The sequence below is a fragment of the Streptomyces spectabilis genome (assembly GCF_008704795.1).
In the GTDB taxonomy this organism is placed as follows: Bacteria; Actinomycetota; Actinomycetes; order Streptomycetales; family Streptomycetaceae; genus Streptomyces; species Streptomyces spectabilis.
Genome location: NZ_CP023690.1, coordinates 3,738,595 through 3,764,772 on the forward strand (window position 1 = coordinate 3,738,595; position 26,178 = coordinate 3,764,772).

General features: G+C 74.0%; 22 protein-coding genes and 1 tRNA gene. 8 read left to right on the forward strand and 15 right to left on the reverse strand.

Features of this window, described 5'->3' with window-relative positions; genetic code table 11:
- Positions 1-2 precede the first annotated feature (2 nt).
- Both CP982_RS16160 and CP982_RS16165 read left to right on the forward strand, forming a co-directional pair.
- Positions 3-1,334, forward strand: a complete 1,332-nt coding sequence (locus CP982_RS16160) for a protein phosphatase 2C domain-containing protein (RefSeq protein ID WP_184925458.1) — start codon at positions 3-5, stop codon at positions 1,332-1,334.
- 141 nt (positions 1,335-1,475) lie between these two features.
- Positions 1,476-2,819 (forward strand): vWA domain-containing protein, encoded by a 1,344-nt coding sequence (locus CP982_RS16165; RefSeq protein WP_150511190.1) that lies wholly within the window; start codon positions 1,476-1,478, stop codon positions 2,817-2,819.
- 268 nt (positions 2,820-3,087) lie between these two features.
- Here the strand turns inward: CP982_RS16165 and CP982_RS43335 are convergent, their stop codons facing one another.
- Positions 3,088-3,318: a hypothetical protein gene (locus CP982_RS43335; RefSeq protein ID WP_483409935.1), complete on the reverse strand. Its 231-nt coding sequence runs from the start codon at positions 3,316-3,318 to the stop codon at positions 3,088-3,090.
- Here CP982_RS43335 and CP982_RS16170 point away from each other — a divergent pair.
- Positions 3,299-4,720: an FHA domain-containing protein gene (locus tag CP982_RS16170; protein WP_483409931.1), complete on the forward strand. Its 1,422-nt coding sequence runs from the start codon at positions 3,299-3,301 to the stop codon at positions 4,718-4,720. The genes CP982_RS43335 and CP982_RS16170 overlap by 20 nt on opposite strands.
- Positions 4,721-4,756: 36 nt before the next feature.
- On the opposite strand, the gene CP982_RS16175 is transcribed toward CP982_RS16170, so the two are convergent.
- Positions 4,757-5,755, reverse strand: coding sequence for a methyltransferase domain-containing protein (locus tag CP982_RS16175; RefSeq protein ID WP_150511192.1), 999 nt, complete (start codon positions 5,753-5,755; stop codon positions 4,757-4,759).
- Between the two features lie 85 nt (positions 5,756-5,840).
- Here CP982_RS16175 and CP982_RS16180 point away from each other — a divergent pair, with 85 nt between their 5' ends.
- Positions 5,841-6,245, forward strand: coding sequence for a globin (locus tag CP982_RS16180; RefSeq protein WP_144003512.1), 405 nt, complete (start codon positions 5,841-5,843; stop codon positions 6,243-6,245).
- 30 nt (positions 6,246-6,275) lie between these two features.
- Here CP982_RS16180 and CP982_RS16185 read toward each other — a convergent pair whose 3' ends face one another.
- From CP982_RS16185 to CP982_RS16215, 7 genes are all read right to left on the reverse strand, one after another.
- Complete coding sequence (locus CP982_RS16185) at positions 6,276-6,962, reverse strand: DUF8010 domain-containing protein (protein ID WP_150511193.1); 687 nt, start codon at positions 6,960-6,962, stop codon at positions 6,276-6,278.
- Complete coding sequence (locus CP982_RS16190; RefSeq protein WP_150511194.1) at positions 6,959-7,393, reverse strand: acyl-CoA thioesterase; 435 nt, start codon at positions 7,391-7,393, stop codon at positions 6,959-6,961. Before CP982_RS16190 ends, CP982_RS16185 begins: the two co-directional genes overlap by 4 nt.
- Position 7,394: 1 nt before the next feature.
- Positions 7,395-9,059: an energy-dependent translational throttle protein EttA gene (gene ettA / locus CP982_RS16195; RefSeq protein WP_150511195.1), complete on the reverse strand. Its 1,665-nt coding sequence runs from the start codon at positions 9,057-9,059 to the stop codon at positions 7,395-7,397.
- Positions 9,060-9,236: 177 nt separating this feature from the next.
- A complete protein-coding gene (locus tag CP982_RS16200; protein ID WP_229879463.1) occupies positions 9,237-10,697 on the reverse strand; it encodes a Cys-Gln thioester bond-forming surface protein in 1,461 nt (486 codons plus the stop codon).
- A gap of 297 nt (positions 10,698-10,994) precedes the next feature.
- Complete coding sequence (locus CP982_RS16205) at positions 10,995-11,531, reverse strand: single-stranded DNA-binding protein (protein WP_150511197.1); 537 nt, start codon at positions 11,529-11,531, stop codon at positions 10,995-10,997.
- A 259-nt stretch (positions 11,532-11,790) separates the two neighbouring features.
- Positions 11,791-13,740 (reverse strand): YfjP family GTPase, encoded by a 1,950-nt coding sequence (locus CP982_RS16210; RefSeq protein ID WP_372503365.1) that lies wholly within the window; start codon positions 13,738-13,740, stop codon positions 11,791-11,793.
- The gene (locus CP982_RS16215) at positions 13,737-15,335 is read right to left on the reverse strand and encodes a dynamin family protein (protein ID WP_150511198.1); all 1,599 of its coding nucleotides are present in this window, start codon (positions 15,333-15,335) and stop codon (positions 13,737-13,739) included. Before CP982_RS16215 ends, CP982_RS16210 begins: the two co-directional genes overlap by 4 nt.
- A gap of 308 nt (positions 15,336-15,643) precedes the next feature.
- Here CP982_RS16215 and CP982_RS16220 point away from each other — a divergent pair.
- A tRNA-Arg gene (locus tag CP982_RS16220) sits at positions 15,644-15,716 on the forward strand.
- A 53-nt stretch (positions 15,717-15,769) separates the two neighbouring features.
- Here the strand turns inward: CP982_RS16220 and CP982_RS16225 are convergent.
- Both CP982_RS16225 and CP982_RS16230 read right to left on the reverse strand, forming a co-directional pair.
- On the reverse strand, positions 15,770-16,105 hold the full coding sequence (locus tag CP982_RS16225) for an SCO4225 family membrane protein (RefSeq protein WP_150511199.1): 336 nt from the start codon (positions 16,103-16,105) through the stop codon (positions 15,770-15,772).
- 113 nt (positions 16,106-16,218) lie between these two features.
- A complete protein-coding gene (locus CP982_RS16230) occupies positions 16,219-16,569 on the reverse strand; it encodes an HGxxPAAW family protein (protein ID WP_150511200.1) in 351 nt (116 codons plus the stop codon).
- Positions 16,570-16,680: 111 nt separating this feature from the next.
- Here CP982_RS16230 and CP982_RS16235 point away from each other — a divergent pair, with 111 nt between their 5' ends.
- Positions 16,681-17,151 (forward strand): MarR family winged helix-turn-helix transcriptional regulator, encoded by a 471-nt coding sequence (locus CP982_RS16235; protein ID WP_150511201.1) that lies wholly within the window; start codon positions 16,681-16,683, stop codon positions 17,149-17,151.
- An 18-nt stretch (positions 17,152-17,169) separates the two neighbouring features.
- Here CP982_RS16235 and CP982_RS16240 read toward each other — a convergent pair whose 3' ends face one another.
- Positions 17,170-19,089, reverse strand: coding sequence for an AMP-dependent synthetase/ligase (locus CP982_RS16240; RefSeq protein ID WP_150511202.1), 1,920 nt, complete (start codon positions 19,087-19,089; stop codon positions 17,170-17,172).
- Positions 19,090-19,358: 269 nt separating this feature from the next.
- Positions 19,359-19,985: a TetR/AcrR family transcriptional regulator gene (locus CP982_RS16245; protein WP_150515512.1), complete on the reverse strand. Its 627-nt coding sequence runs from the start codon at positions 19,983-19,985 to the stop codon at positions 19,359-19,361.
- A gap of 130 nt (positions 19,986-20,115) precedes the next feature.
- Between CP982_RS16245 and CP982_RS16250 the strand changes: the two genes are divergently transcribed.
- Positions 20,116-20,589 (forward strand): SCP2 sterol-binding domain-containing protein, encoded by a 474-nt coding sequence (locus CP982_RS16250; protein ID WP_150511203.1) that lies wholly within the window; start codon positions 20,116-20,118, stop codon positions 20,587-20,589.
- 103 nt (positions 20,590-20,692) lie between these two features.
- Positions 20,693-22,372 (forward strand): arabinofuranosyltransferase AftB family protein, encoded by a 1,680-nt coding sequence (locus tag CP982_RS16255; protein ID WP_150511204.1) that lies wholly within the window; start codon positions 20,693-20,695, stop codon positions 22,370-22,372.
- 21 nt (positions 22,373-22,393) lie between these two features.
- On the opposite strand, the gene CP982_RS16260 is transcribed toward CP982_RS16255, so the two are convergent.
- Together CP982_RS16260 and CP982_RS16265 are read right to left on the reverse strand one after the other, a co-directional pair.
- Complete coding sequence (locus CP982_RS16260; RefSeq protein ID WP_372503366.1) at positions 22,394-23,338, reverse strand: ABC transporter permease; 945 nt, start codon at positions 23,336-23,338, stop codon at positions 22,394-22,396.
- Positions 23,335-26,031, reverse strand: a complete 2,697-nt coding sequence (locus tag CP982_RS16265) for an alpha/beta fold hydrolase (protein ID WP_170316440.1) — start codon at positions 26,029-26,031, stop codon at positions 23,335-23,337. Before CP982_RS16265 ends, CP982_RS16260 begins: the two co-directional genes overlap by 4 nt.
- Positions 26,032-26,178 lie beyond the last annotated feature (147 nt).

The following is a 26,178-nucleotide window of genomic DNA, read 5'->3' on the forward strand; positions in this document are numbered from 1 at the left end:
GGATGTCGGACATGCACCAACCGGCGGCCCTGTCGATGTGTCCCAGCTGCGAGTGGCCCCTGGATTCGGGCGACTTGTACTGCGGCGCGTGCGGCTACAACCTCTCGGCGGCCCCGGTGTCACCGGACGACCGCCCCACGCTGGTGATCAACGGCTTGCCCCGCGCCGCCGCCGAGCCCCCGGCCGAGCCGGACGCGTGGCCCGCGGCCCCCGAGGCCGCGGGCGACACCCGGGGCGACATCGCCGCGAGCGAGACCCAGGACGCGGACGACGTACGCGTACGGGAGAGCGCCGACGCCCGGGACGGGCACGCGGAGCGCGACGAGGCGGCCGAGCCCGACGACTACCCGCTGCCCGCCCCCGATCCGCGTGCCACCGCCGCCGCGGCCCCCGCGGCCGACCCCGCACCGGCCGGGGACGCCAAGATCTGCGTCGCCTGCCGCACGGGCAGCGTCGCGCCGGACGGCTACTGCGAGAACTGCGGGCACGCCCAGCCGCGCGAGCGCGACCACATGGAGCGGGAGCTGGACGCCGTCGCCGCCGTCAGCGACCGCGGCCTGCGCCACCACCGCAACGAGGACTCCTTCGCCATCTCCACGGCCGCCCTGCCCGACGGCTCCCCCGCCGTCGTCGCGATCGTCTGCGACGGCGTCTCCTCGGCGACCCGCCCCGACGAGGCCTCCGCCGCCGCGTCCCGCGCCGCCGACGCGTCCCTGCGGGCGGCCCTGCCGCGCGGCATCCACCCGCAGCAGGCCATGCACGACGCGATCGTCGCCGCCGCCGACGCCGTCAACGCCCTCGCCGCCGAGCCCGCCGCCGCCCGCGAGCACCACCCGCACCAGAACGCGCCCGCCTGCACCCTCGTCGGCGCCGTCGTCACCGGCGGCCTGCTCGTCGTCGGCTGGGTCGGCGACAGCCGCGTCTACTGGGTGCCCGTCGACCGCACGGGCCCCGCCGTCCGCCTCACCGAGGACGACTCCTGGGCCGCCCAGATGGTCGCCGCGGGCCTGATGAACGAGGCCGAGGCGTACGCCGACGAGCGCGCCCACGCCATCACCGGCTGGCTCGGCGCCGACGCGTACGAACTGGAGCCGCACACCGCTTCCTTCAAGCCGGACCGCCCGGGTGTAGTGGTGGTGTGCACCGACGGCCTGTGGAACTACGCGGAGGCGGCCGAGGAGATGGCCGCCGCCGTGCCCGCGGACGCCGCCGAACGGCCGCTGCACAGCGCCCAGGTGCTCGTCGGCCACGCCCTCGACGGCGGCGGCCACGACAACGTAACAGTGGCGGTCCTGCCGTTCCCCGCCGCGTCGCGAGGGGCAGGATCGGCCTAGCGGTCCGGGCGCGACGCCGTCGCCCGCGCCGGGGATCCTCGTACGGCAGGGGCCTCAAGGGGCCGCCGTGCACCCGCACTTCATGCGTGCGCCCACACCGTGGGACCGCCGTGGGAACCGTCTCAGGGGGGAACAGCAACCATGGCCAATTTCTTCAAGTCGAGCGTTCCGCAGTTCAGCGTCGACGTCTATCAGAACGAGTACCTCCCGGAGGGCGGCCGGGAGGTCAACGCGATCGCCACGGTGACCTCCACCGGCGGCGGCACCATCGGCACCGCCGTCAGCGCGCCCCATCTGTACGGGGCGGGCGAGGGCCCGGACGCCGCCGTGGCCATCATGGTCGACTGCTCGGGCTCCATGGACTACCCGCCGACGAAGATGCGCGGCGCCCGCGACGCCACGGCCGCCGCCGTCGACGCGCTGCGCGACGGCGTGCACTTCGCCGTCATCGGCGGCACCCACGTCGCCAAGGAGGTCTACCCCGGCGGCGGCCGCCTCGCCGTCGCCGGCCCGCAGACCCGCGCCCAGGCCAAGGAGGCCCTGCGCAAGCTCAGCGCGGGCGGCGGCACCGCCATCGGCACCTGGCTGCGCCTCGCCGACCGCCTGCTCGGCTCCGCCGAGGTGTCGATACGGCACGGCATCCTGCTCACCGACGGGCGCAACGAACACGAGTCGCCCGACGCTCTGCGCGCCTCCCTCGACGCCTGCGCGGGCCGCTTCACCTGCGACGCCCGCGGCGTCGGCACCGACTGGGAGGTGAAAGAGGTCACAGGCGTCGCCTCCGCCCTGCTCGGCACGGCCGACATCGTCGCCGACCCCGCCGGGCTCGCCGACGACTTCACGCGCATGATGGAGACGGCCATGGGCAAGGAGGTCGCCGACGTCAGTCTGCGCCTGTGGACGCCGATGGGCGTCGAGATCGTCTTCGTGAAGCAAGTGGCGCCCACCGTCGAGGAGTTGACCGACCGGCGCACCGAGGCCGGACCGCGCGCGGGCGACTACCCGACCGGCTCCTGGGGCGACGAGTCCCGCGACTACCACGTCTGCGTCCGCGTCCCGGGCGCCGAGCTCGGCCAGGAGATGCTGGCCGCCCGGGTCTCCCTGGTGGTGCCGCAGGCCGACGGCACCGCGCAGACCCTCTCCCAGGGCCTGGTGCGGGCGGTGTGGACCGACGACCTGTCGGCCTCCACCTCCATCAATCCGCAGGTCGCGCACTACACCGGCCAGGCCGAGCTGGCCCAGGTGATCCAGCAGGGCCTCGACGCCCGCAAGCTGGGCGACCTCGACGGGGCAACGGCCAAGCTGGGCCGGGCCGTTCAGCTCGCCAGCGCCTCCGGCAACGAGGACACCGCGAAACTGCTTTCGAAGGTGGTGGACGTCGTGGACGCCACGACAGGTACTGTTCGATTGAAGGCGCGCGTCGCCGAGGCCGACGAGATGACGCTCGAGACGCGCTCGACGAAGACCGTGCGCGTGAAGAAGTAGGAAGCAGTAGCACGAGCGAGCGACGTGTCCCTCGTCATACGACGGCACGGAGCGTCGTGATACGACGGCGCAGTACAGCTACGTCTGCCCGTACCGACAAGCACCGCACACGGCCCTCGGGCCGGAGAAGGAGAGGGGGAAGCGCCGACATGCCGACCTGCCCGAACGGACACCAGTCGGGTTCCGACGACTGGTGCGAGGTCTGCGGTCACCGCATGGCCGGTGCCGTACCGCCGCCTCCCCCGCCGCCCCCGGCCGCCGGGTACGGCTACCCGCCGCCCGCGTCCGGACAGCCCGGCCCGCCGCCCGCGCCCGGTGGCGGCCGCCCGCACCTGGCCGCGGTCCCGGACCGCGAGCCCCAGCTCTGCCCCCAGTGCCGCACCCCCCGCGAGGCGAACGCGCCGTTCTGCGAGGAGTGCCGCTGGAACTTCCTGACGAACACGGCGACGTCGTACACCCCGGCTGCGCCGAACCCGCCGCTGCCCACGTCCGCGGGCATGCCCACGCCTGGTGGCCCTCAGGGGCCCGGTGGGCCCGGCGGTCCGCCGCGGCCCGGCTTCGACGGGCCCGGTGGGCCTGGCGGCCCCGGTGGTCCCGGTGGTCCCGCGCGTACGCCGGGTGGTCCCGGCCCGTTCGGCCAGCCCGGGGGGCCCGGTGCGCCCGGCGGCCGTGGACCGTTCGGCGGCCCCGGTGGACCTGGCGGCGGCCCTGGCGGTCCCGGTGGACCTGGTGGACCCGGTGCGTTCGGCGGCCCGGAGGGTCCTGGCAGGCCCGGCGGCGGTCCCGGTGGACCTGGCGGTCCGGGTGGTCCCGGTCCGGCCGGCGGTCCTGGTCCGTTCGGTGGTCCCGAGGGCCCTGGCGGGCCCGGCGGACCCGGTGCGCCCGGTGGCGCCCGTCCCTTCGGTGAGGGTCCCGGTGGACCCGGTGCGCCCGGTGGACCCGGCGGTCCCGGCGGACCCCGCCCGTTCGGCGGCCCCGACGGCCCGGGCGGTCCCGGTGGACCTGGCGGTCCCGGCGGGCCCCGTCCCTTCGGCAACCCCGACGGCCCCGGCGCCCCGGGTGCGCCCGGCGGTCCCGGCGGCTTCGGTGAAGGCCCCGGCGGTCCCGGCGCACCTGGTCGTCCCGGTGGTCCGGGCAGCGGCCCGGGTGGCCCCGGCGGCCCGAACCCCGGTTCCCAGTTCCCCCCGCCCGCGGGCTCCGGCCACGACGCCTTCGACTACCAGGGCTCCCGGCCCTCGCAGGTGAACCGTCCTGCCGAGCCGATCCCGCCCTTCGGCGGCGGCCCATCCACGACACCGCCCGGCGGTCCCGGCGGCGGTGCGCCGCAGGGGTTCCAGCAGGGTCCCCCCGCGCCGCCCGCGTTCCCGCGCGAGACCGGTGCCCCGCAGGGACCCCCGCCACAGGGGACCGGCGGCGGGGACGACTGGGTCATCTCGCCGCCCACGGCCGAGGCGCCCGGACAGGGCTTCCCGCCCCCGGCACCGCCGCAGGGCCCGGCGAACTGGACCGCGACCGTCGGCCCCGACCGCGAGTACTTCATGGCGATGATGCAGCGCAGCGGCCCCGAGGCCGCGGGCCTGAACCTGCCCGCGTACTCCCCCGAGCAGCACCACCCGCTGACCGGCAACCAGGTCACGATCGGCCGCCGCCGCCACTCCACCGGCGACACCCCCGCCATCGACCTGTCGGTGCCGCCGGAGGACCCGGGCGTCTCGCACCAGCACGCGATGCTGGTCCAGCAGCCCGACGGCGGCTGGGCGGTCGTCGACCAGAACTCGACCAACGGCACCACGGTCAACGGCGGCGAGGAGCCCATCCCGCCGTTCGTCCCCGTCCCGCTCCAGGACGGCGACAAGGTGCACGTGGGCGCCTGGACCACGATCACCGTCCGCCGCGACTGACCCCGCCGCGCACCCCGAAGGGCCGTACGCCCGCCGTCACAGCGGCCAGGCGTACGGCCCTTCGGGGTCGTCAAGCCACGCCCACGCGTACTCCCCGCTGACCGTCACCCCGAACCGCTCCCGCACCGGCCGCCGCTCCCGCTGCCACAGCGCGAGCGCCTCGTACGGGTCCAGGGTCCCGGCCGTCAGCTCCAGGAGGAACCGGAACAGCTCGCTCTGCAACGCCCGGCGCGGCAGTTCCCCGAGCTGCGGCTCCTGCGCCGGTCGGCCGCTGCCGCCGCGCAGCGGCACGAAGTACGCGGGGGTGTGCAGGAACCGCCCCTGCGCGTGCGTGGCGTCCCGCACCCGCAGCGCGATGAGCCCCGTCGCGAGGGGCGCGAGCACAAGGGCTCCGGGGCGGCACTGCCCCAGCCAGGGCCTCGGCACCGAGTTCAGCGTGCAGGTCGCGATGATCCGGTCGTACGGCGCCCTGCGGGCGCACCCCGCGGCCCCGTCCCCGGTGACGACGGTGGGCCGGTACCCGGCCGCGGCGAGGTGACGCCGCGCGGACTCGGTGATCTCCGGGTCCAGGTCGACGGTCGTGACGTGGCCGTCGCCGAGCCGGTGCGCGAGCAGCGCCGCGTTGTAGCCGGTGCCCGCCCCGATCTCCAGGACGTCGCACGGCCCGCCCTCGTCGACCTCGTCCACCTGGAGCTCCACCAGCATCTTGGCCATGAGCGAGGGCTGGCTGCTGGAGGAGAGCAGGTCCCCGTCCCGCACCCGGGTGGCGAGCGGCGCGTCCGCGTACGCCCCGCGCAGCCATCTGGCCCGCCGCACCGGGTCCGGGTCCTCGCCCCACAGCCGCTCGTAGCCCCCGGCCACGCTCACGTAGTAGTAGGGCACGAACACGTGCCGCGGCACCGCGACGAACGCCTCCCGCCAGCCGGGATCGCCGTCGAAGGCACCGCCCGCCTCGATGTCCCGCACCAGAGCGGCCCGCGCCTCGGCGGCGACGACGGGGTCGGGTTCGTCCCTGAGCGGAGCTTGCGCACCCATACCCCCACTGTGCTGCCCCCGGGCGTCCGATGCGAGCGGTCCTAAGCCTTCCGTCCTCGGCCGCGGCGTCTGAGACCATGGAGACGTGAATGAGATCCCGCGCGGCACGCTTCAGGAGCAGACCTTCTACGAACAGGTCGGCGGCGAGGAGACCTTCAGGCGCCTGGTGCGCCGGTTCTACGAGGGCGTCGCCGAGGACCCGCTCCTGCGGCCCATGTACCCGGAGGAGGACCTGGGCCCGGCCGAGGAGCGCCTCGTGCTGTTCCTGATGCAGTACTGGGGCGGCCCCCGCACCTACAGCGACAACCGCGGCCATCCCCGGCTCCGCATGCGCCACGCCCCCTTCACCGTCGACCGCGCGGCCCACGACGCCTGGCTCAAGCACATGCGCGACGCGGTCGACTCCCTGGACCTCTCCGAGGAACACGAGCACACGCTGTGGAACTACCTGACGTACGCGGCGGCTTCGATGGTGAACACCCCGGGCTGACCCCGGCCGCGCCCACCGCCGGGCAGCGGCTCACACCGGGCTGACGGCCAGCGCCCCGACCCCGGCACGCCGCAGCGCGACGGACCCGTACGGCGTACGGAGCCGCAGCCAGACCCCCGCCGACAGCAGGTCGAGGGAGTCCCCCCGCAGGAACCCGAGCGACTGCGCCGCGTGCGCGGCCCGCACGGGCAGCTCCGTGCCCGGAACGGCCCGGGACCAGATCTCCCGGCCCACCCGGTCGAGCTCCGCCCGCACCCTGCGCTCCGGCGCCAACTCCTCCACCCGGGCCCGGAATTCGGCGACGGCCCCGTGCACCAGGGCCCGCACATCGGATGCGCCGGGCAGGCCCGGAACCCGCTCCCAGCCGCGCCGCGGCGGCAGCACGCCGGCCCACGGCGGCCCGGTCACGGCGGCGGGCACGACAGCCGTGCCCGCCGTCCCGAGCGACTCCGACGACTCCCCCACGGACTCCAGGAACTCGCCCGCGGACACCGTCACGTCGAGCGAGGTGTCGAGCCCGTCCTCGTACGGTTTGGCGAGCCGCGCCGTCCGGATCGCGAGGACCTCGAACGACGGCGGCCGCCCGAACACCGCGAGCGTGTCCCCCGCCGCCTGCAACCGCACCGCGGCCGCCTTGTCGTAGTGGATCAGGCGGGCCAGGAAGGCGGCCAGGTCCGCCGCCTCCCCGGGGTCCGCGAAGTGCAGCCGCACGGTCATGCGACGAGCGCCTCCGCACTACCGGCACTGTCGTCCTGGTACTCCTCCAGGACCGCGCGCTCCTCGGCGGTGATCCGCCGGGGCCGCTGCGCGCGCAGGTCGAACGGCACGACGACCGTCGTCGCCCGCACGTACACCGTCTCCGGATCCTTGATCTCGTACGAGATCGTCAGCGAGGCGGCGCCTATCTTCGTCACCCACGACTCGACGGTGACCGGCTCGTGCCGGTGCACCAGCGGCCGCAGATAGTCGATCTCGTGCCGCGCCACCACGGACCCGCCGGAGAACGAAGGACCGTCGTCCGACGAGAGCCGGAACATGAAGTCGATGCGCGCCTCTTCCAAGTACCGCAGGAAGACCGCGTTGTTGACGTGCCCGAAGGCGTCCATGTCCGACCACCGCAACGGGCAGCTGTACAGATGACGGGCCATGTCAGCCTCGGGTGAGCTTCTTGTACGTGGCACGGTGCGGACGGGCCGCGTCCGGGCCGAGGCGCTCGATCTTGTTCTTCTCGTAGGACTCGAAGTTGCCCTCGAACCAGAACCACTTGGACTCGCCCTCGTACGCCAGGATGTGCGTGGCGACTCGGTCCAGGAACCAGCGGTCGTGGGAGACGACCACGGCGCAGCCCGGGAACTCCAGGAGCGCGTTCTCCAGGGACGAGAGGGTCTCGACGTCCAGGTCGTTGGTCGGCTCGTCGAGGAGCAGCAGGTTGCCGCCCTGCTTGAGGGTCAGCGCCAGGTTGAGGCGGTTGCGCTCACCGCCGGAGAGCACGCCCGCGGGCTTCTGCTGGTCCGGGCCCTTGAAGCCGAACGCGGACACGTAGGCGCGCGAGGGCATCTCGACCTGGCCGACGTTGATGTAGTCCAGCTCGTCGGAGACGACGGCCCACAGCGTCTTCTTCGGGTCGATGTTGGCCCGGCCCTGGTCGACGTAGGAGATCTTGACGGTGTCGCCGACCTTGATGGTGCCGGAGTCCGGGGTCTCCAGGCCCTGGATCATCTTGAACAGCGTGGTCTTGCCGGCGCCGTTCGGACCGATGACGCCCACGATGCCGTTGCGCGGCAGCGTGAAGCTCAGGTCGTCGATGAGCACCTTCTCGTCGAAGGCCTTGGAGAGGTTGTTGACCTCGACGACGATGCTGCCCAGGCGCGGGCCCGGCGGGATCTGGATCTCCTCGAAGTCCAGCTTCCGCATCTTGTCGGCCTCGGCGGCCATCTCCTCGTAGCGGGAGAGTCGCGCCTTGGACTTGGCCTGCCGCCCCTTGGCGTTGGAGCGGACCCACTCCAGCTCTTCCTTGAGGCGCTTGGCGCGCTTGGCGTCCTTCTGGCCCTCGACCTTGAGGCGGGTGGCCTTCTTGTCGAGGTACGTCGAGTAGTTGCCCTCGTACGGGTGGGCGCGGCCGCGGTCGAGCTCCAGGATCCACTCGGCCACGTTGTCCAGGAAGTACCGGTCGTGGGTGACGGCGACGACGGTGCCCGGGTACTTCGCGAGGTGCTGCTCCAGCCACTGCACGGACTCGGCGTCCAGGTGGTTGGTGGGCTCGTCGAGGAGCAGCAGGTCGGGCGCCTCCAGGAGGAGCTTGCAGAGCGCGACGCGGCGGCGCTCACCACCGGAGAGGTTGGTGACCGGCCAGTCGCCGGGCGGGCAGCCCAGGGCGTCCATGGCCTGCTCCAGCTGGGTGTCCAGGTCCCACGCGTTGGCGTGGTCGAGGTCCTCCTGGAGCTTGCCCATCTCCTCCATCAGCGCGTCGGAGTAGTCGGTCGCCATCAGCTCGGCGACCTCGTTGAACCGCTTGAGCTTGCCCATGATCTCGGCGGCGCCGTCCTGCACGTTCTCCAGGACGGTCTTGGACTCGTCGAGCGGCGGCTCCTGCAGGAGCATGCCGACGGTGAAGCCGGGCGACAGGAACGCGTCGCCGTTCGACGGCTGCTCCAGACCTGCCATGATCTTCAGCACCGTGGACTTACCGGCGCCGTTCGGACCCACGACACCGATCTTCGCGCCAGGCAGGAAGTTCAGGGTGACATCGTCAAGGATCACCTTGTCGCCGTGCGCCTTGCGCGCCTTGCGCATGGTGTAGATGTACTCAGCCAAGAGAAACCGTCCGGCAATCAGTGTGTGGGCAGATACACCCCATCTTGCCGTACGGCTAGCCCTCGGAGAAAACCGATAGCCGCGCGGCCCGCCCGGCCCGTGGGCACCGGCCGCCGGAAAGGGGGCGGCGGGCCCGGGGCCGGTCGCTCGCACCGTGACCGGGTGGTCACGGTGAGCTCACTCCTCGGTCGGGGCGGCCTCGCCGGTCCCGGCCGGGTCCTTCTTCTTGCGCAGCAGGAACACCGCGCCGCCGCCGACCACGACCAGGGCGATCGCGAGCCCGGCTATCAGCGGCGTGGCGTTCGATCCGCCGGTCGCCGCGAGGTCGCCGCCGCCGGACGTGCCGCCCGCCGACGCGGGGCTCGGCTGCGGCGCGGGCTGCGCCTTGCCGCCGACGCCGACCATGGCGGCCTCGGTCCGGCAGTCGAGCACCCCCGTGAAGCGCTTCTCGAAGCCACCGGGCCCGGTGATCGCGAAGTCGTAGGCCTGGTCCTCCTGGAGCGGAATGGTCACCGTGCGCGTCTCACCGGCCTTGATGGTGTGCTTGGCGCCCATCAGGCTGAAGGTGAACGGCGCGTCGCCCTTGTTGGCCGCCGTGATGTCCACGCCGCGCTCGGCGCAGTTCTTCTCCGCGGACAGCGCCGGTATCGGACCCTTGGCCGCCCAGTGCGCGGTCGCCGTCGCGGACACCGTCGATTCGCTGGAGCCCGCGAGGATCTGCGTCTGGCTCCTGGTCTCGGAGGTGAAGGCCCGCCCGACCGGCACGGTCGTCGACGCCTGCACCTCCAGCGAGGCCATGCCGTCCGGCGTGCCCTTGGGGACGGCGAAGTACAGCTTGCCGCCGTCGGACGCCGACGTCACCGGCTTGCCGTTCTTGCCGACGACCTTCACGCCGCTCGCGGAGTCGGCGGGCGGTGTGACGGTCACGCTGTCCGCGTCCGTCCGCACGGTCACCGGGCCGAGCCGCTCCCCCGCGCGCCCGGAGACGGCGGGCGGCTCCAGGGTCAGCGACGCCTTCGGCTCCGGGCTCCTGCGGGCGCTGCGCTCCAGATAGTCCGCGAGCTTCTCGGCCCGCGGGTCCACCGCCTCGACCTCGGCCTTGGCGGCCCGGTCCGCCTTGTCAGTCTTGTCCGCCTTATCCGAGTATCGCCAGATCGCCACCTGGGTGCCCGCGGCGGCCGTCTCCTCGGTGAGCGAGCCCGCTCCCGCCTTGCGGGCCAGCTCCGCGAGGTCGTTCACCTGCGGGTAGGAGTGCTGGAGGATCCAGCGGATCTTGCCCGCGTCGCGGTTGGCGTGCAGCGACGTGCCGCGCCAGGGGGTCTCCTTGTACTGCGCGTCCTTCTGCGTGGGGTTGTGCAGGTCGACGCAGTACGTCTGGAGGGTGCCGCCGTTGTCCACGGACATCTCGAAGAGGCCCGCGGGGACTCTCTGGCTGCCGCCGTCCTCGCGGATGACGGCCTGGCCGTAGGTCGTCAGGCCGTCCAGGGTGGCGGTGGCACCACCGCGGTACGGCGGTGCGTCCGTCGCCACGGCCGCCGACGCGGTGGCCGTCGCACCCGCCGAGACGAGCCCGGACGCGACCAGCGCGGCGGCGAGGCGCACGGCACCCCGGCCCCGTATGGACAACGCAGCAAACACAGAATTCCCCTCCGGGCAGGACCGATTCACATGGGGGGACGGGTCCCGCCAGCAGACTCGACCGAGCAGAGTCACCTGCCGAGCGCTCCACTCGGGCATCAACTGCCTCACGGAGCCACGCCCGGCATCCTAAGGACGCGACGCATCGCCGTTCCCAGTACGACCGTCCGACAACCGATCCGAATCGGAATCGTTATCGGCAACGCCCCCGTTGAGCTGGGCTTATCGATAAATCCATGGTTCCGTTCCACCAACTTCACGGCGGATCGGCGGGCGTTGGGCGGGGCCTGTGGCGCTTCAGCCCACCGCGGCCGGCTCCGGACGTGCGCCCATGGGGGCTGCGAGGGTCGCTTCCGCTTCGGCCGTCTCGTCGGTCGCCGCGTCCGCTGCCGGGCCGCTCGCCGCGTCGGCCTCTTCACCGGGCCCTTCGACCGGTGACTCCCACGCCGGTTCCCGCTCCAGTGGCGCCTGGGCCGGGGGCCTGCCTCGGCGGAAGGCGGAGGTGCCCCGTGTCAGGTCGTGGCCGATCGCGTGCGCGTCGATGTCCACCGACAGCCAGTGCTGGCCGCCGCGCTCCTCGTCCTTGACCTTCAACCTGCCCTGCACGATGACCTGTTCGCCGACGGACAGCGAGCTCTGCACATTCACACCGAGGGCCCGGCGGGCCCAGACCGTGAAGAAATTGGTGTGTCCGTCCACCCATTCGCTGCGCGTGCGGTCGAAGTGACGTGGTGTCACCGCGATCCGGAAGCGTGTCACCGGGCCGGTCGACAGCTCCCGGAACACCGGCGTCGTCGCCACTCGTCCCACCACCGTGATCGTCGTGTCGTTCATCGTCGGGCCCCTCCCTCGCACACCGCGCACGGGTCTCTCCCGCGGCGGTGGCGGTCGCGACGACCGCAGATCCAGACTGCGCCGATCGATCCCGGCCCGCTGAGCGCTGTGCCCTACCCGCCGGTTGTGGACAACTCCGTCACCCGACGGAGGCCCTCCGCTTCCCCCGAGGGCCCTCCGCTTCCCGCGAGCTTCCCGCGAGGCCCGCGCGGCGCTCCTCCGCGCCCCTTCAGCCACTCTCGGCGCCCCCGCGGCCTCCTCACCCCCGCTGAGCCACCCGCACGTACTGCTCCCGCACCTCCCGGTACCGCAGCAGCTCCGCCGCCACCGGATCGAGCACCCGTGCCCGGCCGCACCCCGACGCCGCCTCCCGCAGCCGGCGTTCCGCGTCGAAGCCGTACCGGCGCGCGGGGCCCCGCGCCGCCATCCTGCTCAGCCACTCCACGCCGGGGCCGCCCAGGACGCCGAGGAGCATCAGCAGCACGGGCACGCCCAGGTTCGGCGTCGCCACCCCCACGATCTGTGCCACCAGCCAGAGCCCGCCGACGACTTGGAGCATCGTCATCACCGCCTGCGCGAACACCGCGACCGGCCACCAGCCCGGCCTGGGCGGGCGCCCCTGCGGCAGCCCGGCCCGCACGGCCAGCTCGTCAAGGGCCTCCGGCAGTCCCTCGGCGCCGCGTGCCGCCGCCTCCCGGACGGCCTGCCCCCAGGGTGCGGGGAGGCCCGTCGCGGCCTCGTCGGCGACCGTGCGCACGGCGTGCTCCACGCGCGCGCGTGCCGTGGCCTCCTCGTCGACGGGAGCACGCGTCGCGGGCGCGACGATCGAGCCGAAGGGCGAGCGGCGCGCCTCGTACCAGCGCCACAGCCGCAGCCAGGGCGTGCCGCACGCCTTGTTGGCGTGCCTGCGCCAGGCGCGTTCGGCGGCCTGGCCCACGGCCGCGGCGCCCACCGCCTCCGCGAGCCGGTCGGCGAACTCGTCGCGGGCCTCCTCGCTGAGCCCGATCCGCGCCCGCCCCACGGCGGGACCCGCGTCGGCGGCGTACACCGGGCGCAGGCGCGCGGCCGCCGCGTCCAGGTCCGCCTCCACGCGGCGCGCGGCGGCACGCCGCTCGCGCGTGAACTGTCCGAGCGCCTCCCGCAGGTCGCCGACGCCGTCGCCGGTCAGCGCGGACAGGGCGAGCACCGTGGCGCCCGGTTCGCCGTGCTCGCCGAGCGCGATGCCGTCGTCGTCGAGCAGCCTGCGCAGATCGTCGAGCACCTGGTCGGCGGCGTCCCCGGGGAGTCGGTCCGTCTGGTTGAGCACGACGAACATGACCTCGGCGTGGCCCGCCATGGGCCGCAGATAGCGCTCGTGCAGGACCGCGTCGGCGTACTTCTCCGGGTCGACGACCCAGATGACGGCGTCCACGAGCCGCAGGATGCGGTCCACGTGCCGCCGGTGGTCCTCGGCCGCCGAGTCGTGGTCGGGCAGGTCGACGAGGACGAGCCCTTCCAGGGCCTGGGCGTCGGCCCCTTGGAGGGGCCTCCTGCGCAGCCGCCCCGGGATGCCGAGCCGGTCGAACAGGCCCGCCGCGCCGTCCGTCCAGCTGCACCCGATGGGCGCGGCCGTGGTCGGCCTGCGGACGCCGGTCTCGGAGATCATCACGCCCGCGAGCGCGTTGAACAGCGTCGACTTGCCGCTTCCGGTGGCCCCGGCGACGGCCACGACGGTGTGCCGGTCGGACAGCCGCCGCCGGGCCGCGGCCTCGTCGAGGACGCGCCCCGCCTCGGCGAGCGTCGCGCTGTCGAGCCGCGTCCTGGAGAGCCCGATCAGCTCCCGCATCGCGTCGAGGCGGGCGCGCAGCGGCCCTTCGTAGAGGACGGTCGCCTCAGCGGCAGCCTCGTAGGGCCCGTCGTTGTCGTAACCGGAGGCCTTGTCGTAACCGGAGGGCTTGCCATGACCGGAGGGCTTCTCGTAGCCGGACGACTGCTCGTACGACGAAGGCTTCTCGTACGCGGACGGCCCCTCGTCCCCCGTCGCGCCGCGATCCCCCGTCTTCGTAGCGCCCGTGCCCGCCGAATCGTCGTCTCCAGGGGCCCCGTTCGCGGCCCGTCGTGCGATGAGGCCGTCGTCCCAGATGCCGTCGGCCTCCCGCGCGCGGGAGGCCGGGTCGTCGGGCCGGTCGGCCTGGTCGGTGTGATCCGTGACGGCGGTCACCGCGGTCACCTCTCCTTCTGCAGTACGGACAGCGCGGCGATGAGTTCGGCCTGGGGTTCGGGGTGGACGCCGAGGGCGTCGAGGGGGGCGAGGCGCCGCTCCCGTTCCGCGCCGAGGACGTTGTCCAGGTAGTCGGTGAGCAGCTGGCCGCCGCGGTCGCGCAGGCGCAGCGCGCCGTGGGCGCCGACGCGTTCGGCGAGGGTCTCCCCGGCGGAGCGCGCCCGGCGTCCGCCCAGGAGGGCGGTGGCGAGCAGCGCGGTGAGCACGTCGGGGTCGGGCGGGGCGCTCTTGTCGATGCGGTCGAGCGCGCGGACCTCGTCCTCCACGTACTCCTCCAGGACGCGCCGCCAGCGGCGTACGGCCATCCCGACGCGGTGTTCCGCGCCGTCGTCGCGGCGGGGGGCGAGGCTGGGGAGTCCGGCGGCGGGTTCGCGGCGCCAGGCCTCGTCCACGCGCTCGTCGGCGGCGGTGACGGCGCACACCAGGAGCGTCTCCAGACCGGCTGAGACCGCGTCCAGGAGCTCTCCCGGGCCGCAGTCGAGCGGATAGGCCCGCCAGCGCTTCAGGGCGTCTCCAGCGAGCACGGCGCCGGTCTGGAGCCGTTCCCGTACGCGCGCGTGCTCGCTCTCGTACGCCTCGTCGACGGCGGCGGTGAGCCGCAGGGCGGCCGCGTGCTGGGCGGCGACGGCACCGGCGAGTTCGGGCATGCGGGAGTTCAGTGAAACGAGCACTCCATGGGCGGTGCGCGCGATCGCCGCGTCCCGGGCGGCGGCGTCCTGGACGCGGTCGGCGAGCCAGGCGAGGAGCGGCGCCACGGCGGTCGAGGGCAGCAGCCCGCCGCCGCCCGCGGACTCGGGCAGCTCGGGCACGGTGAAGCGGGGCACGTCGCCCAGGCCCGCCTTGGTGAGCAGCGCCTCGTACTGCCGGGACACCTCGGTGACGACCTGGTGCGGCACGCGGTCGAGGACGGTGACGAGGGTGGCGTCGTGCTCCTTGGCGGTGCGCAGCAGGTGCCAGGGGACGGCGTCGGCGTAGCGGGCGGCCGTGGTGACGGTGACCCACACGTCGGCGGCGCAGACGAGTTCGGCGGCCAGGACGCGGTTGTCGGCGACGAGGGAGTCGATGTCGGGCGCGTCCAGGAGGGCGAGTCCTCTGGGAAGCGTGTCGGCGGTCTCCACCCGCAGCAGTCGGCCACCGTCGCCCGCGCCCTCGTCGCCCTCCGGCAGGGGCACCCACACGCGCGTGAGGTCCGGCAGCACCCTCATCCCCGCGAACCAGTGGTGGTCCTCCGGATGGCAGACGAGCACCGGTGTGCGCGTGGTGGGCCGCAGCACGCCCGCCTCGCTGACCTGACGCCCCACCAGGGAGTTCACGAGCGTCGACTTCCCGGCCCCCGTGGACCCGCCGACGACGGCGAGCAACGGCGCTTCGGGGGCCCTGAGCCGGGGCACCAGATAGTCGTCGAGCTGGGCGAGAAGCTCGTCCCGGTTGGCACGCGCGCGTGGCGCCCCCGCCAGGGGGAGCGGAAAGCGTGCGGCGGCGACACGCTCACGCAGGGTGGAAAGCGCGTCAAGCAGTTGAGGCCGTACGTCCAAGGTCACCACATGCGAAGAATGCCCAATTTTGATGGCTTTCTGAAGCATATGGGCATGCCTGCGCGCCGATCGGACACACGTGACGGAAGGGACGAGTGGGACACAGGCATAACGAGTGCACAACACCCGGGGCGCCAGGCGCCAAAAGCGCTGCGAGATTCGCACCTGCCTGCGATTATCAGGACCGCTTCACCGAACCTCCACATCACGGTGCGGAGGTGAAGCACCAGGGACAAGGACCCGGGAGCCCTATCCTTGTCCCCGGCAAGGTCACGGACCGGCCCCACACCGGGCTCCAGGCCACCGGCCACCACCCGGCCCCCGTAGCTCAGTGGATAGAGCAGGTGCCTTCTAAGCACTTGGCCGCAGGTTCGAGTCCTGCCGGGGGCGCACCTCACCGGCCTTCCTTCGGGAAGGCCTTTTTGCTGCCGCTCGCGCTCACCTCAGGCCGTACGCGGCCCCCGCCCGCGCACGAGTCGCCCGAGGAGCGCGGCGTTGCACAGGCCCGCCAGGGCCGTGCCGGTGGCGAAGAGCGTCGGGCTCAGCCAGGTGAGCGAGGAGTGCTCCGCGGGCACCGACACCAGGAGGGCGAGGGCGCCGAGCGGCGCCGTGGCGAGGAACGGGTAGAACCCGGCGAGCCCGGGTTCCGGGCCCACGTACCAGGCACCCAGGAAGAACCCCAGCGCCACCGCCACCACGGCGAGGTAGGCACGCGCGAGCCAGGTGTCCGTGGCGAGCGCGAACAGGTGGCGCAGGCGCGGGCGGGAGGCGTTCGACATCGTGGATCCTCGGGGCTCGGTCCGGGCGGGTGAGCCCACTGTGGCCCGGCGGACCGGCCCGGACATGAGTACGCGTACTCACCGGGACGGCCGCCGGGCCCGTCGGCGCCCGGTCACGCGGCCGAGCGCGCCACCTGCTCTTCGCCCTCCCGCCGGGCGGGCGCCTTCGCCGGTCCGCGGCGGCCCGCCAGGCGGCAGCCGACGCAGCCCGGGTGCCCCTCGCGCGCCGCGCCGTCGCGGAGCCTCATCGGCTGCCGGGACGCCGGCCGCGGCCCCGGGGCCTTGCCCCAGCCCGCCAGGTGCAGGACCCAGGTGACCAGCACCGCCAGGGCCATCACGCCGAGCCCCAGCCAGATGCCGGGACGCCAGCCGGTGATGCCCACTCCCGCGATCAGGGCCCCCACCGTCCCGACCGCGCAGCCGGTCCAGCCCGCGATGGTGTGGCCGTCGTCGTGCGTACTCACGTGTCGTGCCCTCCCCGTGCCCGCCGAGGGCACGGCGTGGCCGCGCCACCGGCATCGGACGTAAGATGCCTTAGCGAGTAAGTAATTTATCTTACGTACTAAGGGATATCAATGGAGGGCAAGCCCCGCCCCAGCGCGTCCGCGCAGGACGTGGTCGACGCGGTGGACGACCTCGTCGCGACGAGCGTCGTGGGACAGCAGGAGTTCGCGCGGAACCTGGGCCTGTCCGTCACGGACCTGATCTGCTTCGCGTACGTCCTGCAGGCCGGGGACGGCGCGGTGACCGCGGGCGAACTCGCCACGCGCGCGCACGTGACGACGGGCGCGGTGACGGGCATCCTCAACCGCCTGGAGCGCGGTGGGTTCGTGACCCGGCAGCCGGACCCCGCCGACCGGCGCCGGGTGCGCGTCGTCGCCGTACCGGCCGCCGCCGAGCGGGTGCGGGAGATCTACGAGCCGTACTACGCACGCCTCATGGAGCTGTTCGACGACTTCACGCCGGACGAGATCGCCGTGATCGCCGCCTGGTCCGCGCGCGCGAGCGCCGTCGCGCGCACGTACCTGGAGGAGTCCTGCGACTAGGGCCCGTCCGGTCGGGGCTCAGCCGCGGTAGAGGGCCTCGATCTCCTGCGCGTACGCCTGCTCCACCGCCCGTCGCTTGATCTTCAGGGACGGCGTGAGCAGGCCGTTCTCCTCGCTGAACTCGCCCTCCACGACCACGAAGCGGCGGATGGACTCGGCGCGCGACACGGCCTCGTTGGCGTGGTCCACGGCCTTCTGGAGGTCCGCGAGGAGCTTCGGGTCGCGGCACAGCTCGGCCGGCGGCGTGTCCGCGGGGCGCTTGCGGACGGCCAGCCAGTGCGCCACGGCCTCCGGTTCGAGGGTGATGAGCGCGGCGACGTACGAGCGATTGTCGCCGACGACGATGCACTGGCCGACGAGGGGGCGGCTGCGCAGGCGGTCCTCCAGGACGGCGGGCGAGACGTTCTTGCCGCCGCTGGTGACGATGATGTCCTTCTTGCGGCCGGTGATGGTGAGGTAGCCCTCCTCGTCGAGGGCCCCCAGGTCGCCGGTGGCCAGCCAGTCGCCGGTGAGGACGGCGTCGGTGGCGTCCCGGTTGTTCCAGTACGAGGTGAAGACGATGCCGCCCTTGATGAGCACCTCGCCGTCGTCCGCGATGCGCACCGCCGTGCCGGGCACCGGCAGGCCCACGGTGCCGGGGCGCGGCCGCAGCGGCGGGATGATCGTGGCGGCGGCGGTGGTCTCGGTGAGGCCGTAGCCCTCGTAGATGATGATCCCGGCGGCGTAGAAGAACAGGTTGAGCTGCTTGTCGAGCGGCGAGCCGCCGCTGATGGCGTAGCGCAGGCGGCCGCCGACCTCCTTGCGGATGCGCCGGTAGACGAGCAGGTCGTACAGCCCCCAGGCGAGGTAGAGCCCGGCGGACGGGCCGCGTCCGGTGCCGAGGAACTTGTGCAGGTACGCCTCGGCGAAGCGCACGCCGATCCGCTCCGCGCGGTCGAAGGAGGCGCCACGGCCGATCCGTTCGGCGGTCGCGCGCCCGGTGTCGTGGATCTTCTCGAAGAGGTACGGCACGCCGACGACGAACGTGGGCCGGAACGCGCGCAGTTCGGGCCTCAGCTCGTCCGGCTTGATGCTCGGGCAGTGACCGAGTTCGATGCGGGCGAGCATGCAGGCGATCTGGATGCTGCGGCCCAGGATGTGGGCGAGGGGCAGGAAGAGCAGCGTGGCGGCCCGCTGGCCGGTGATCGCCTTGAAGACGGGGTACAGCAGGTCGACGGTGTTGGCGGCCTCGGCGTGCAGGTTGCCGTGGGTGAGGACGCAGCCCTTGGGGCGCCCCGTGGTGCCGGATGTGTAGCAGATGGTCGCGATGGTGTCGGGGGTGAGCGCCGCGCGCCGCTTGGCGACCTCCTCGTCGCTCACCTCCTGCCCCCGCTCGGCGAGTTCGAGGACCGCGCCGTCGTCGATCGTCCGGACGGACGGGGGCGCGCCGAGGTCCGCGACCGCCTCCCGCGCGGTCGTCGCGTTCTCCGCGGTCTCGGCGAAGAGCAGGCTCGCGCCGGAGTCCCGGACGATCCACTCGATCTGCGCGGCCGACGACGTCGCGTAGACGGGCACCGTCTGGCCGCCCGCCGCCCAGACGGCGAAGTCGAGGACCGCCCACTCGTAGCGCGTACGGGACATCAGGGCGACCCTGCCGCCCGGTTCGAGCCCGGCCGCGATGAGGCCCTTCGCGGCGGCGGTGACCTCGCGGGCGAAGGCCGCGGCCGTGACGGGCCGCCAGTGGCCCGCCTCTTTGCGGCGGAGGACCACGGCGTCGGGGGCCTCGGCGGCGTTGGTGAAGGGGATGTCGGCGGCGCTGCCGTGCGTGGCCTCCGCGGCGAGGGCGGGCGTGCGGGCCTCGCGCACCACGCCGTGTTCGTCCCGGACGAGTTCGACCTTGGCACGGTCGGCCAGCTCGGTGTGGCGTCGCGCCTTCTTCAAGTCCTTGCGTACGCCCATGACGGCTCCCGGTACGTGTCCGTGGTGCGGATGGCGGGTGCGTGCGCGGTGCGGCTGTGCGGCTGTGCGAGGTGCGGCTGCGGCTGCGGCTGCGGCTGCGGCTGCGTGCGGTGGGTGCGAGGTGCGGCTGCGCGTACTTACTTTTCGGTCAACTTACCCGTGCGTAGGGGAAATTCAATGGGTCGCGCAGAAGTCCGGGGAGCCGCCGGGAGGGGGCAGGCCTCCCCGGAGGCATCGCGGGCGTCACCCACGGGAAGCCATCGCGGGCGTCACCCGCGGGCCGGAACCCAGACCTCCCCCTCCAGGACCCGGCCCATCCCGACCCAGACCATGTTCATCAGGCGCAGGGCGACGCCCTCCGGCGACTGGCCCGGGTTGCGGGCCATCCAGTCGGTGAGCGAGTCGGCGGCGCCGACCAGGGCGTGGGCCACGAAGTCGGCGTCCCTCTCCGTGAGTTGCGCGGCCGCCGCGCTCTCCTCGATCCCCGCCCGGACCAGCTCCGCGACCTGCGCCATCACCGCGCGGCGCGCCTCGGCGACGGCGGCCGCGATGGTCTCGCTCAGCTCCGACGCCTGGCGGTGGAGCACCACCCAGCTGTCGCGGCGCTCGGCGACGAAGGCGAAGAAGGCCAGGAGCCCGGCGTGCAGGCGGACTTCGGGGGCACCCCGGCCCGAGCCGTCGTCGGCGCCCCGCACCGCGGCCTCGCGGGCCGCCCCCTGGAACGCCGCCACCAGGCGATCGGCCTCCCGCCGCAGACAGGCGAGGAACAGGCCTTCCTTGGAGTCGAGGTAGAGGTACACCATCGGCTTGGAGATCCCGGCGAGTTCGGCGATCTCGTCGACCGACGCGGCGTGATAGCCCCGCTTGGCGAAGACCTGGACCGCCACGTCGATCATCTGCTGCTCGCGCTCCTTGCGCGGAACGCGCCGTCTGCGTGCCTGTGGCGTATCGCCCACCCTTGTCAGCCTCCTTGATCCGGACCTACCTTACCTCCCAGTAAGTTGACCTCGGAGTAAGGAGCTTGCGATGGGGACGGACAAGGCCGAGGGGATCGCGGGACTCGACTTCTCCAGTGTCACGCCCGAGGAGTTCGCGCGCATCGTGAAGGGCCTCTCCGGCAAGGACATCAGCGCGATCGCCACGGACGCCCCGCTGCGCGGCCGTGTCCTGCGGGAGGTCTTCGCCCGCATGGAACGGCAGTTCAGGCCGGAGGCCGCGGGCACGCTGAAGGCGCTGATCCGGTGGCAGGTCACGGGGAGCGAGGGCGTCGAGGACACGGTGTACGAGACGGACATCGCCGAGGGCGCGTGCGCGGTCCGCGCGGGGCGCTCGGAGGCGGAGCCGCGCGTCACGCTCGTCATGGGCGACGCGGAGTTCCTCAAGCTGGTGTCCGGCAACGCGAACCCCGTCACGCTGTTCATGACCCGCAAGCTCAAGGTCGTGGGCGACGTGGCGCTCGCCGCGGGGCTCACCCGGTACTTCGACATCCCCAAGGTGTGAGGGGCGCGGCTGCCGGTCCCCCACGGGCGCGGGGCCGCCGGACGGCCTCAATCCCTCCAGCGGCTCGTTCAAGGCCTCGCTGACCTGCGCCGAAGTACCGTGCATGACATTCGTGCACCCTCCTGTCCGGTCCCGGCGGCCCTTTCGGGTCGTCGTGTGTCTGCTGCCCGCGCTCGCCGTCGTCTGGGCCGGGTACCAGCGGCGCTGGATGTCCGACGACGGCCACATCTACGTCCGGACCGTCCGGCAGGTCCTCGCGGGGAACGGGCCGGTGTTCAACGTGGGCGAGCGCGCCGAGTCCTCGACGGGGACGCTGTGGCAGTGGCTGCTCGTCCTCGCGGGCCTTCCGGGGGTCGACGTGGTGACGGCCGCCGTGTACGGGGGCCTGCTGCTCACGGCGGCCGGGTTCGCGCTCGCCGCGTGGGGCGCGGCGCGGCTGCGCACGGGGGCGTCCGGCGGCCCCCTCCTGCCGCTCGGCGCCCTGGTGCCGCTGGCGCTGCCGCCCGTGTGGGACTTCGCCACGTCCGGCCTGGAGACGGGGCTCGCCACCTGCTGGATCGCGGGCGCCTGGCTGTTGCTCGTGATCCGTCCGCGCGCGCTGGGCACCGCGTTCGTCCTCGGGCTCGGTCCCCTCGTACGGCCCGATCTCGCCCTGGTGTCCGCCGTGTTCCTCGGCGCGCAGTGGCTGAGCGCGCGCCCCTCGCGCGGCGGCGCGCTCGCCGGGGCGGCCGTCGCGGGCGCGCTGCCCGTCGCCTACGAGGTCTTCCGCATGGGCTACTACGGGCACCTCATGCCGCTGCCCGGCGTCACCAAGGAGGCCTCGTCCAGCCTGTGGGGGCGCGGGGCCGCCTATCTCGCGGACTTCGCCGGGCCGTATCTGCTGTGGCTGCCCGCCCTGTTCGTGCTCGCCGCGGTGCTGCCCGCGCGGCACGGCGGCCGCTGGTACGGGGGGCTGCGGCACGGGCGTTCCGTGCCGTTGGTGCCCGCGCTCGCGCCCGTCGTCGCGGGGGTCCTGTGCTGGGCGTACGTCATCAAGGTCGGCGGGGACTTCATGCACGCCCGGATGTTCCTGCCGGGCCTCCTCCTGCTGGTCCTGCCGGTGTTCGTGGTGCCCGCCACGCGCGCGTGGACCCTCACGACGGTCGGCGTCGGGGCGTGGGCGCTGGTCTGCGCGGCGTCGCTGCGCATCCCGTACGAGGGTCTGGTCGGGCCGCGCGGCGTCGCGGACGAGCGCGGCGTGTACGTGCGGCAGAACGCGGCCGCGCACCCACTGCGGCACACCTTCGCCGGGTTCCGGGGCAACGCCGCGTACGCGCGCGAGGTGCGGGACGCCGCGGACGTCGGGGCGCCCACGCTGTTCCTGGCCCGCACCCGCGTCGAGGGCGCGACGCCCGCCGTGACCGGCGCCTACACCACCCTGGGGCTCAACGGGACCGTCATCCCCCTCGACGGCGCCGCCCTCGACCCGATCGGGCTCGCCTACCCGCTGGCCGCCCACTCCGAGCGCATCGCCCACGCGCGCGTGGGCCACGACAAGCGGCTGCCGGACGAGTGGATCGTCGCCGACCGGGGCACGGGCGACCTGCCGCCCGGCATGGACCCGGCGCGGGTCGCCGCCGCCCGCCGCGCCCTCGCCTGCGGCCCGCTGGCCGAACTCCGCGCGGCCACCCGGGAGCCCCTCACGGCGGGTCGCTTCCTGCGCAACGTCGGGGGCGCCCTGGAGCGCACGGCCTTCCGCTTCCCGAACGATCCGGTGCGGGCGGAGCGGGAGCTGTGCGGCTAGGGCCCGCCCGTCGGCCGGGCTCTAGGACACCACGTCCTTGCGCGCGAACCCCCGGAACGCCAGCGCGAAGAGCACCAGCGCGTACGTCACCGACAGGGCCGTGCCCTGGAGCATGCCGGCCCACTCCGGAGTGGGCTGGAAGACGTCCGCCCAGGCGAACTGCCAGTGCGCGGGCAGGAAGTCGCGCCAGTCGCCGAGCGCGGTCACCGCGTCCAGGACGTTCCCCGCGATCGTCAGGCCGACCGCGCCGCCGACCGCGCCCAGGGGCGCGTCCGTCTTCGTGGAGAGCCAGAAGGCGAGGCCCGCGGTGACCAGCTGGGACGCGAAGACGTACGCGACGACGACGGCGAGGCGCCGCGCGGCGGTGCCCGGCTCCAGCACGCCGCCGGTCGGGATCTCCAGCGGCCCCCAGCCGTACGCCATCGTGCCGACGGCGAGCGCGACCACCGGGAGCAGCACGATCGCGGCGGCGCTCAGGCCGAGGCCCACCGCCAGCTTGGACCACAGCAGCCGGGCCCGGGGCACGGGCGCGGCGAGCAGATAGCGCAGGCTCGACCAGCCCGCCTCGGAGGCCACGGTGTCCCCGCAGAACAGCGCGACGGGGATGACGAGCAGGAACCCGGCCGACACGAACAGGCACGTGGCCGCGAAGTTCACCCCCGACGCCGTGGCCGTGTCCATCAGCGTCACCCGGTCGTCGCGGCCGTCCGGCGAACCGGCGATCGCGAAGGCGAGCAGCAGCACGAGGGGCAGCAGGGCGAGGATGCCGCCCATGACGAGCGTGCGCCGCCGCTTGAGCTGACGGACGGCCTCGACGCGCAGCGGCAGCGTGCGCCCCGGGCGGTAGCCGGGCGCGGTGGCCGCGACCGGGTCCGGGACGACCGGTCCGGGGACCCGGGGGCCCGCGGTCGCCGCCGCGCTCCGCGGCCCTTCAGGGGCCGCCGTCGTGTCCTGTGGCGCCGTCACGCCGCACCTCCTCCGATCAGGGTCAAGAACGCGTCTTCCAGGCGCCGGTGCGGGCCCAGCGACTCCACGGGGACCTCCAGGCGGACCAGTTCGGGCAGCAGCGCCGCCCCCGTGGCCGCCGGGCCGCCGTCGAGCCGCACCAGGAGCCCGCCCTCGGTGCGGACGGCCGACGCCACGCCCGGCAGCGAGGCCACCTTCTCGACCAGCGGCTCGGAGACGTCCGCCGCGAGGCCGACGAGGAGCGTGTCCCCGGCGCCGACGATCTCGTCGACCGGGCCCGCCTGCACGAGGCGGCCGCGGTCCATGACGACCAGGTGCGTGCAGGACTGCTCGACCTCGGCGAGCAGATGGCTGGAGACGATGACCGTGCGGCCGCCCGCCGCGTACCGGATCATCACCTCGCGCATCTCGCGGATCTGGGGCGGGTCGAGGCCGTTCGTCGGCTCGTCCAGGATCAGCAGGTCCGGCAGGCCCAGCATGGCCTGGGCGATGGCGAGGCGCTGCCGCATGCCCTGGGAGTACGTCCGCACGGCGCGGGCGAGGGCGTCGCCGAGCCCGGCGATCTCCAGGGCCTCGTCCAGGTGCGCGTCCCCCGCGGGGCGGCCGGTGGCGCGCCAGTACAGCTCCAGGTTCTCCCGGCCCGACAGGTGGGGCAGGAATCCGGCGCCCTCGACGAACGCGCCGACGCGGGACAGGACGGGCGCGCCGGGCCGGATGGCCTGCCCGAAGACGCGGATCTCGCCCGCGTCCGGGCGGATGAGGCCCATCAGCATGCGCAGGGTGGTGGTCTTGCCCGCGCCGTTCGGCCCGAGGAGGCCGAGGACCTGGCCCTTCTCCACGCGGAACGACAGGTCGCGCACCGCGTACCGGTCGGTGGACTTCGCGTACCGCTTGCTCAGGCCGGTGATCTGGAGCGGCACGTCGGCGAGGGCCGGGTCGGGCGCGGGCGCCGTGACGCGCCTGCGGCCGATCAGGAGCAGGGCGGCCGCCACGGCGGCGCCGGTCAGCGGCAGCCACCACACCCAGGCGGGCAGCGGGGCCGCAGCCGTGTCCACGCCGGGGGCCGTCGGCACCTTCAGGCCGCTCTTCAACGCCACCGTGTACGCGGCCGGTTCCACGGGCGAGGCGTAGCCGAGGTCGGTGGCGGCGAACACCAGGCGCAGCCGGTGGCCCTTCTTCAGCTCGTGGTCGACGGCGGGCAGTCTCAGGTCGAGGGTCCTGCCGTCGACGGCGCCGCCGATCCGTGCCGGGGCGACGAGCTGTGCGGGCAGCACCTGCTGATCGCCGCCGGGCCCCACGTCGTAGACCTTCCCGAAGAGCACCGTGTCCGCGCTGTCGGACTTCACGCGCACCCGCACGGAGGGGGCGCCGGTGATCCTCAGGTCCTCGGTGAGCGGCTTCGACTCGAACGCGGCGTGCTGCCCGGGGAAGTCGAGGGAGACGCCGATGCCGAGCGAGGAGAGGCGGCTGAGGCCGCCGCTGCCGCCGCCCGCGGCGCCGAGGCCCGGCAGTCCCGACACGGCGGGCGGCGCGGCGCCCGCGGGGTTGTCGAAGGTCTGCGGGCGCCCGGTGAGCGGGATCTCGCGCGGGGCGCCGGCGAGCCCCGGGTAGCGGTCGCCGCTCGCGCCGCGCAGCGTCGCCGCGCCGTCCGTGGAGTCGATGCCTCCGGTGCGGGTGACGCGGAAGGCGGGGCCCGTGTCGGCGCCCTTGTCGTCCTTGAGGTAGCGGTCGAACCACCGGGTGACACGGCCGGTGACCCGGTCGGTCTCGCGGTCGCCGCCGTCGTGGCCGCCCGCGACCCAGTCGACCGCCACGGGCGCGTGGTTGGCGCGGATCGCCTTGGCCGCCGCGTCGGCCTGGTCGAGCGGGAACAGCGAGTCCTGCTGGCCCTGCACGATCAGGGCGGGCACCTCGATCCGGTCGCCGACGGCGGCCGGGCTGCGCTCGGCGAGCAGCGCGCGCGCCCGCGCGTCGGGCTTCCCGGCCACCGCCACGCGCTCGTACATCGCGCACAGGCGCGGCTCGAACGTGTCGCAGCCGCCGCCCGCGGTCAGGAACATCCCGGCCCACTGCTTCTTGAAGACGTCCTTGGGGAACAGCGCGTCCGCCAGGTTCCAGTACGTCATCAGCGGGGCGATGGCGTCGACCCGGTCGTCGTGCCCGGCCGCGAGCAGCGAGACCGCTCCCCCGTACGAGGCGCCCGTGACGCCCACGCGCGGGTCGCCTGCCTTGTCGAGGCGGACCTCGGGCCGCTTCGCCAGCCAGTCGACGAGCCGCGACACGTCGGCGACCTCGCCCTTGGGGTCGTTGAGCCCGATGCGGCCCGTGGACTTGCCGAAGCCGCGCGCGGACCACGTCAGGACCGCGTACCCGTCGCGGGCCAGGCGCTCGGCCTGCTCGCGCACGTCGTCCTTGCTGCCGCCGAAGCCGTGCCCGACGAGCACCGCGGGGCGCTTGGTGCCGGGGTCGCCCGCGGTGAAGTACGAGGTGTCGACGCGCACCTCCTGCCCCTGGCTCCGGCCCATGGCGAGCGTCCGGTCCGTGCGGCGCACGGCGGGTGCCTCGTCCGACGCGAGCGCCGTCCACGTACCCGCGCCCGCGAGCACCACGACGGCGGCCGCGGCGGCGAACATCCGCCGCGGCGCGCGCAGCGCCGCCTTCCAGGCTCCGGCCCGGGGCAGTCGTAGATCCATGCGTCAACGGTACGGGCGGTCACCGACAACCGATGCAGCCGCCGGTCGGAACCCCGCGGCCTCCCCGGGGAGTACGGCCCGCGGCCCGCGTACGTCCGCCGCGGTACGCGCCCGCGCCCGCCCCCGCGCCGGATGTCAGGGGCGCCT

Coding starts and splice junctions, on each gene's coding strand:
- CP982_RS16175 (WP_150511192.1), bottom strand. CDS start 5,755: ATGGGTGCGCAAGCTCCGCTCAGGGACGAACCCGACCCCGTCGTCGCC.
- CP982_RS16185 (WP_150511193.1), bottom strand. CDS start 6,962: ATGACCGTGCGGCTGCACTTCGCGGACCCCGGGGAGGCGGCGGACCTG.
- CP982_RS16190 (WP_150511194.1), bottom strand. CDS start 7,393: ATGGCCCGTCATCTGTACAGCTGCCCGTTGCGGTGGTCGGACATGGAC.
- CP982_RS16165 (WP_150511190.1), top strand. CDS start 1,476: ATGGCCAATTTCTTCAAGTCGAGCGTTCCGCAGTTCAGCGTCGACGTC.
- CP982_RS16235 (WP_150511201.1), top strand. CDS start 16,681: ATGGAGGGCAAGCCCCGCCCCAGCGCGTCCGCGCAGGACGTGGTCGAC.
- CP982_RS16250 (WP_150511203.1), top strand. CDS start 20,116: ATGGGGACGGACAAGGCCGAGGGGATCGCGGGACTCGACTTCTCCAGT.
- CP982_RS43335 (WP_483409935.1), bottom strand. CDS start 3,318: ATGCCCGCGGACGTGGGCAGCGGCGGGTTCGGCGCAGCCGGGGTGTAC.
- CP982_RS16205 (WP_150511197.1), bottom strand. CDS start 11,531: ATGAACGACACGACGATCACGGTGGTGGGACGAGTGGCGACGACGCCG.
- CP982_RS16245 (WP_150515512.1), bottom strand. CDS start 19,985: ATGATCGACGTGGCGGTCCAGGTCTTCGCCAAGCGGGGCTATCACGCC.
- CP982_RS16225 (WP_150511199.1), bottom strand. CDS start 16,105: ATGTCGAACGCCTCCCGCCCGCGCCTGCGCCACCTGTTCGCGCTCGCC.
- CP982_RS16255 (WP_150511204.1), top strand. CDS start 20,693: ATGACATTCGTGCACCCTCCTGTCCGGTCCCGGCGGCCCTTTCGGGTC.
- CP982_RS16240 (WP_150511202.1), bottom strand. CDS start 19,089: ATGGGCGTACGCAAGGACTTGAAGAAGGCGCGACGCCACACCGAGCTG.
- CP982_RS16265 (WP_170316440.1), bottom strand. CDS start 26,031: ATGGATCTACGACTGCCCCGGGCCGGAGCCTGGAAGGCGGCGCTGCGC.
- CP982_RS16160 (WP_184925458.1), top strand. CDS start 3: ATGTCGGACATGCACCAACCGGCGGCCCTGTCGATGTGTCCCAGCTGC.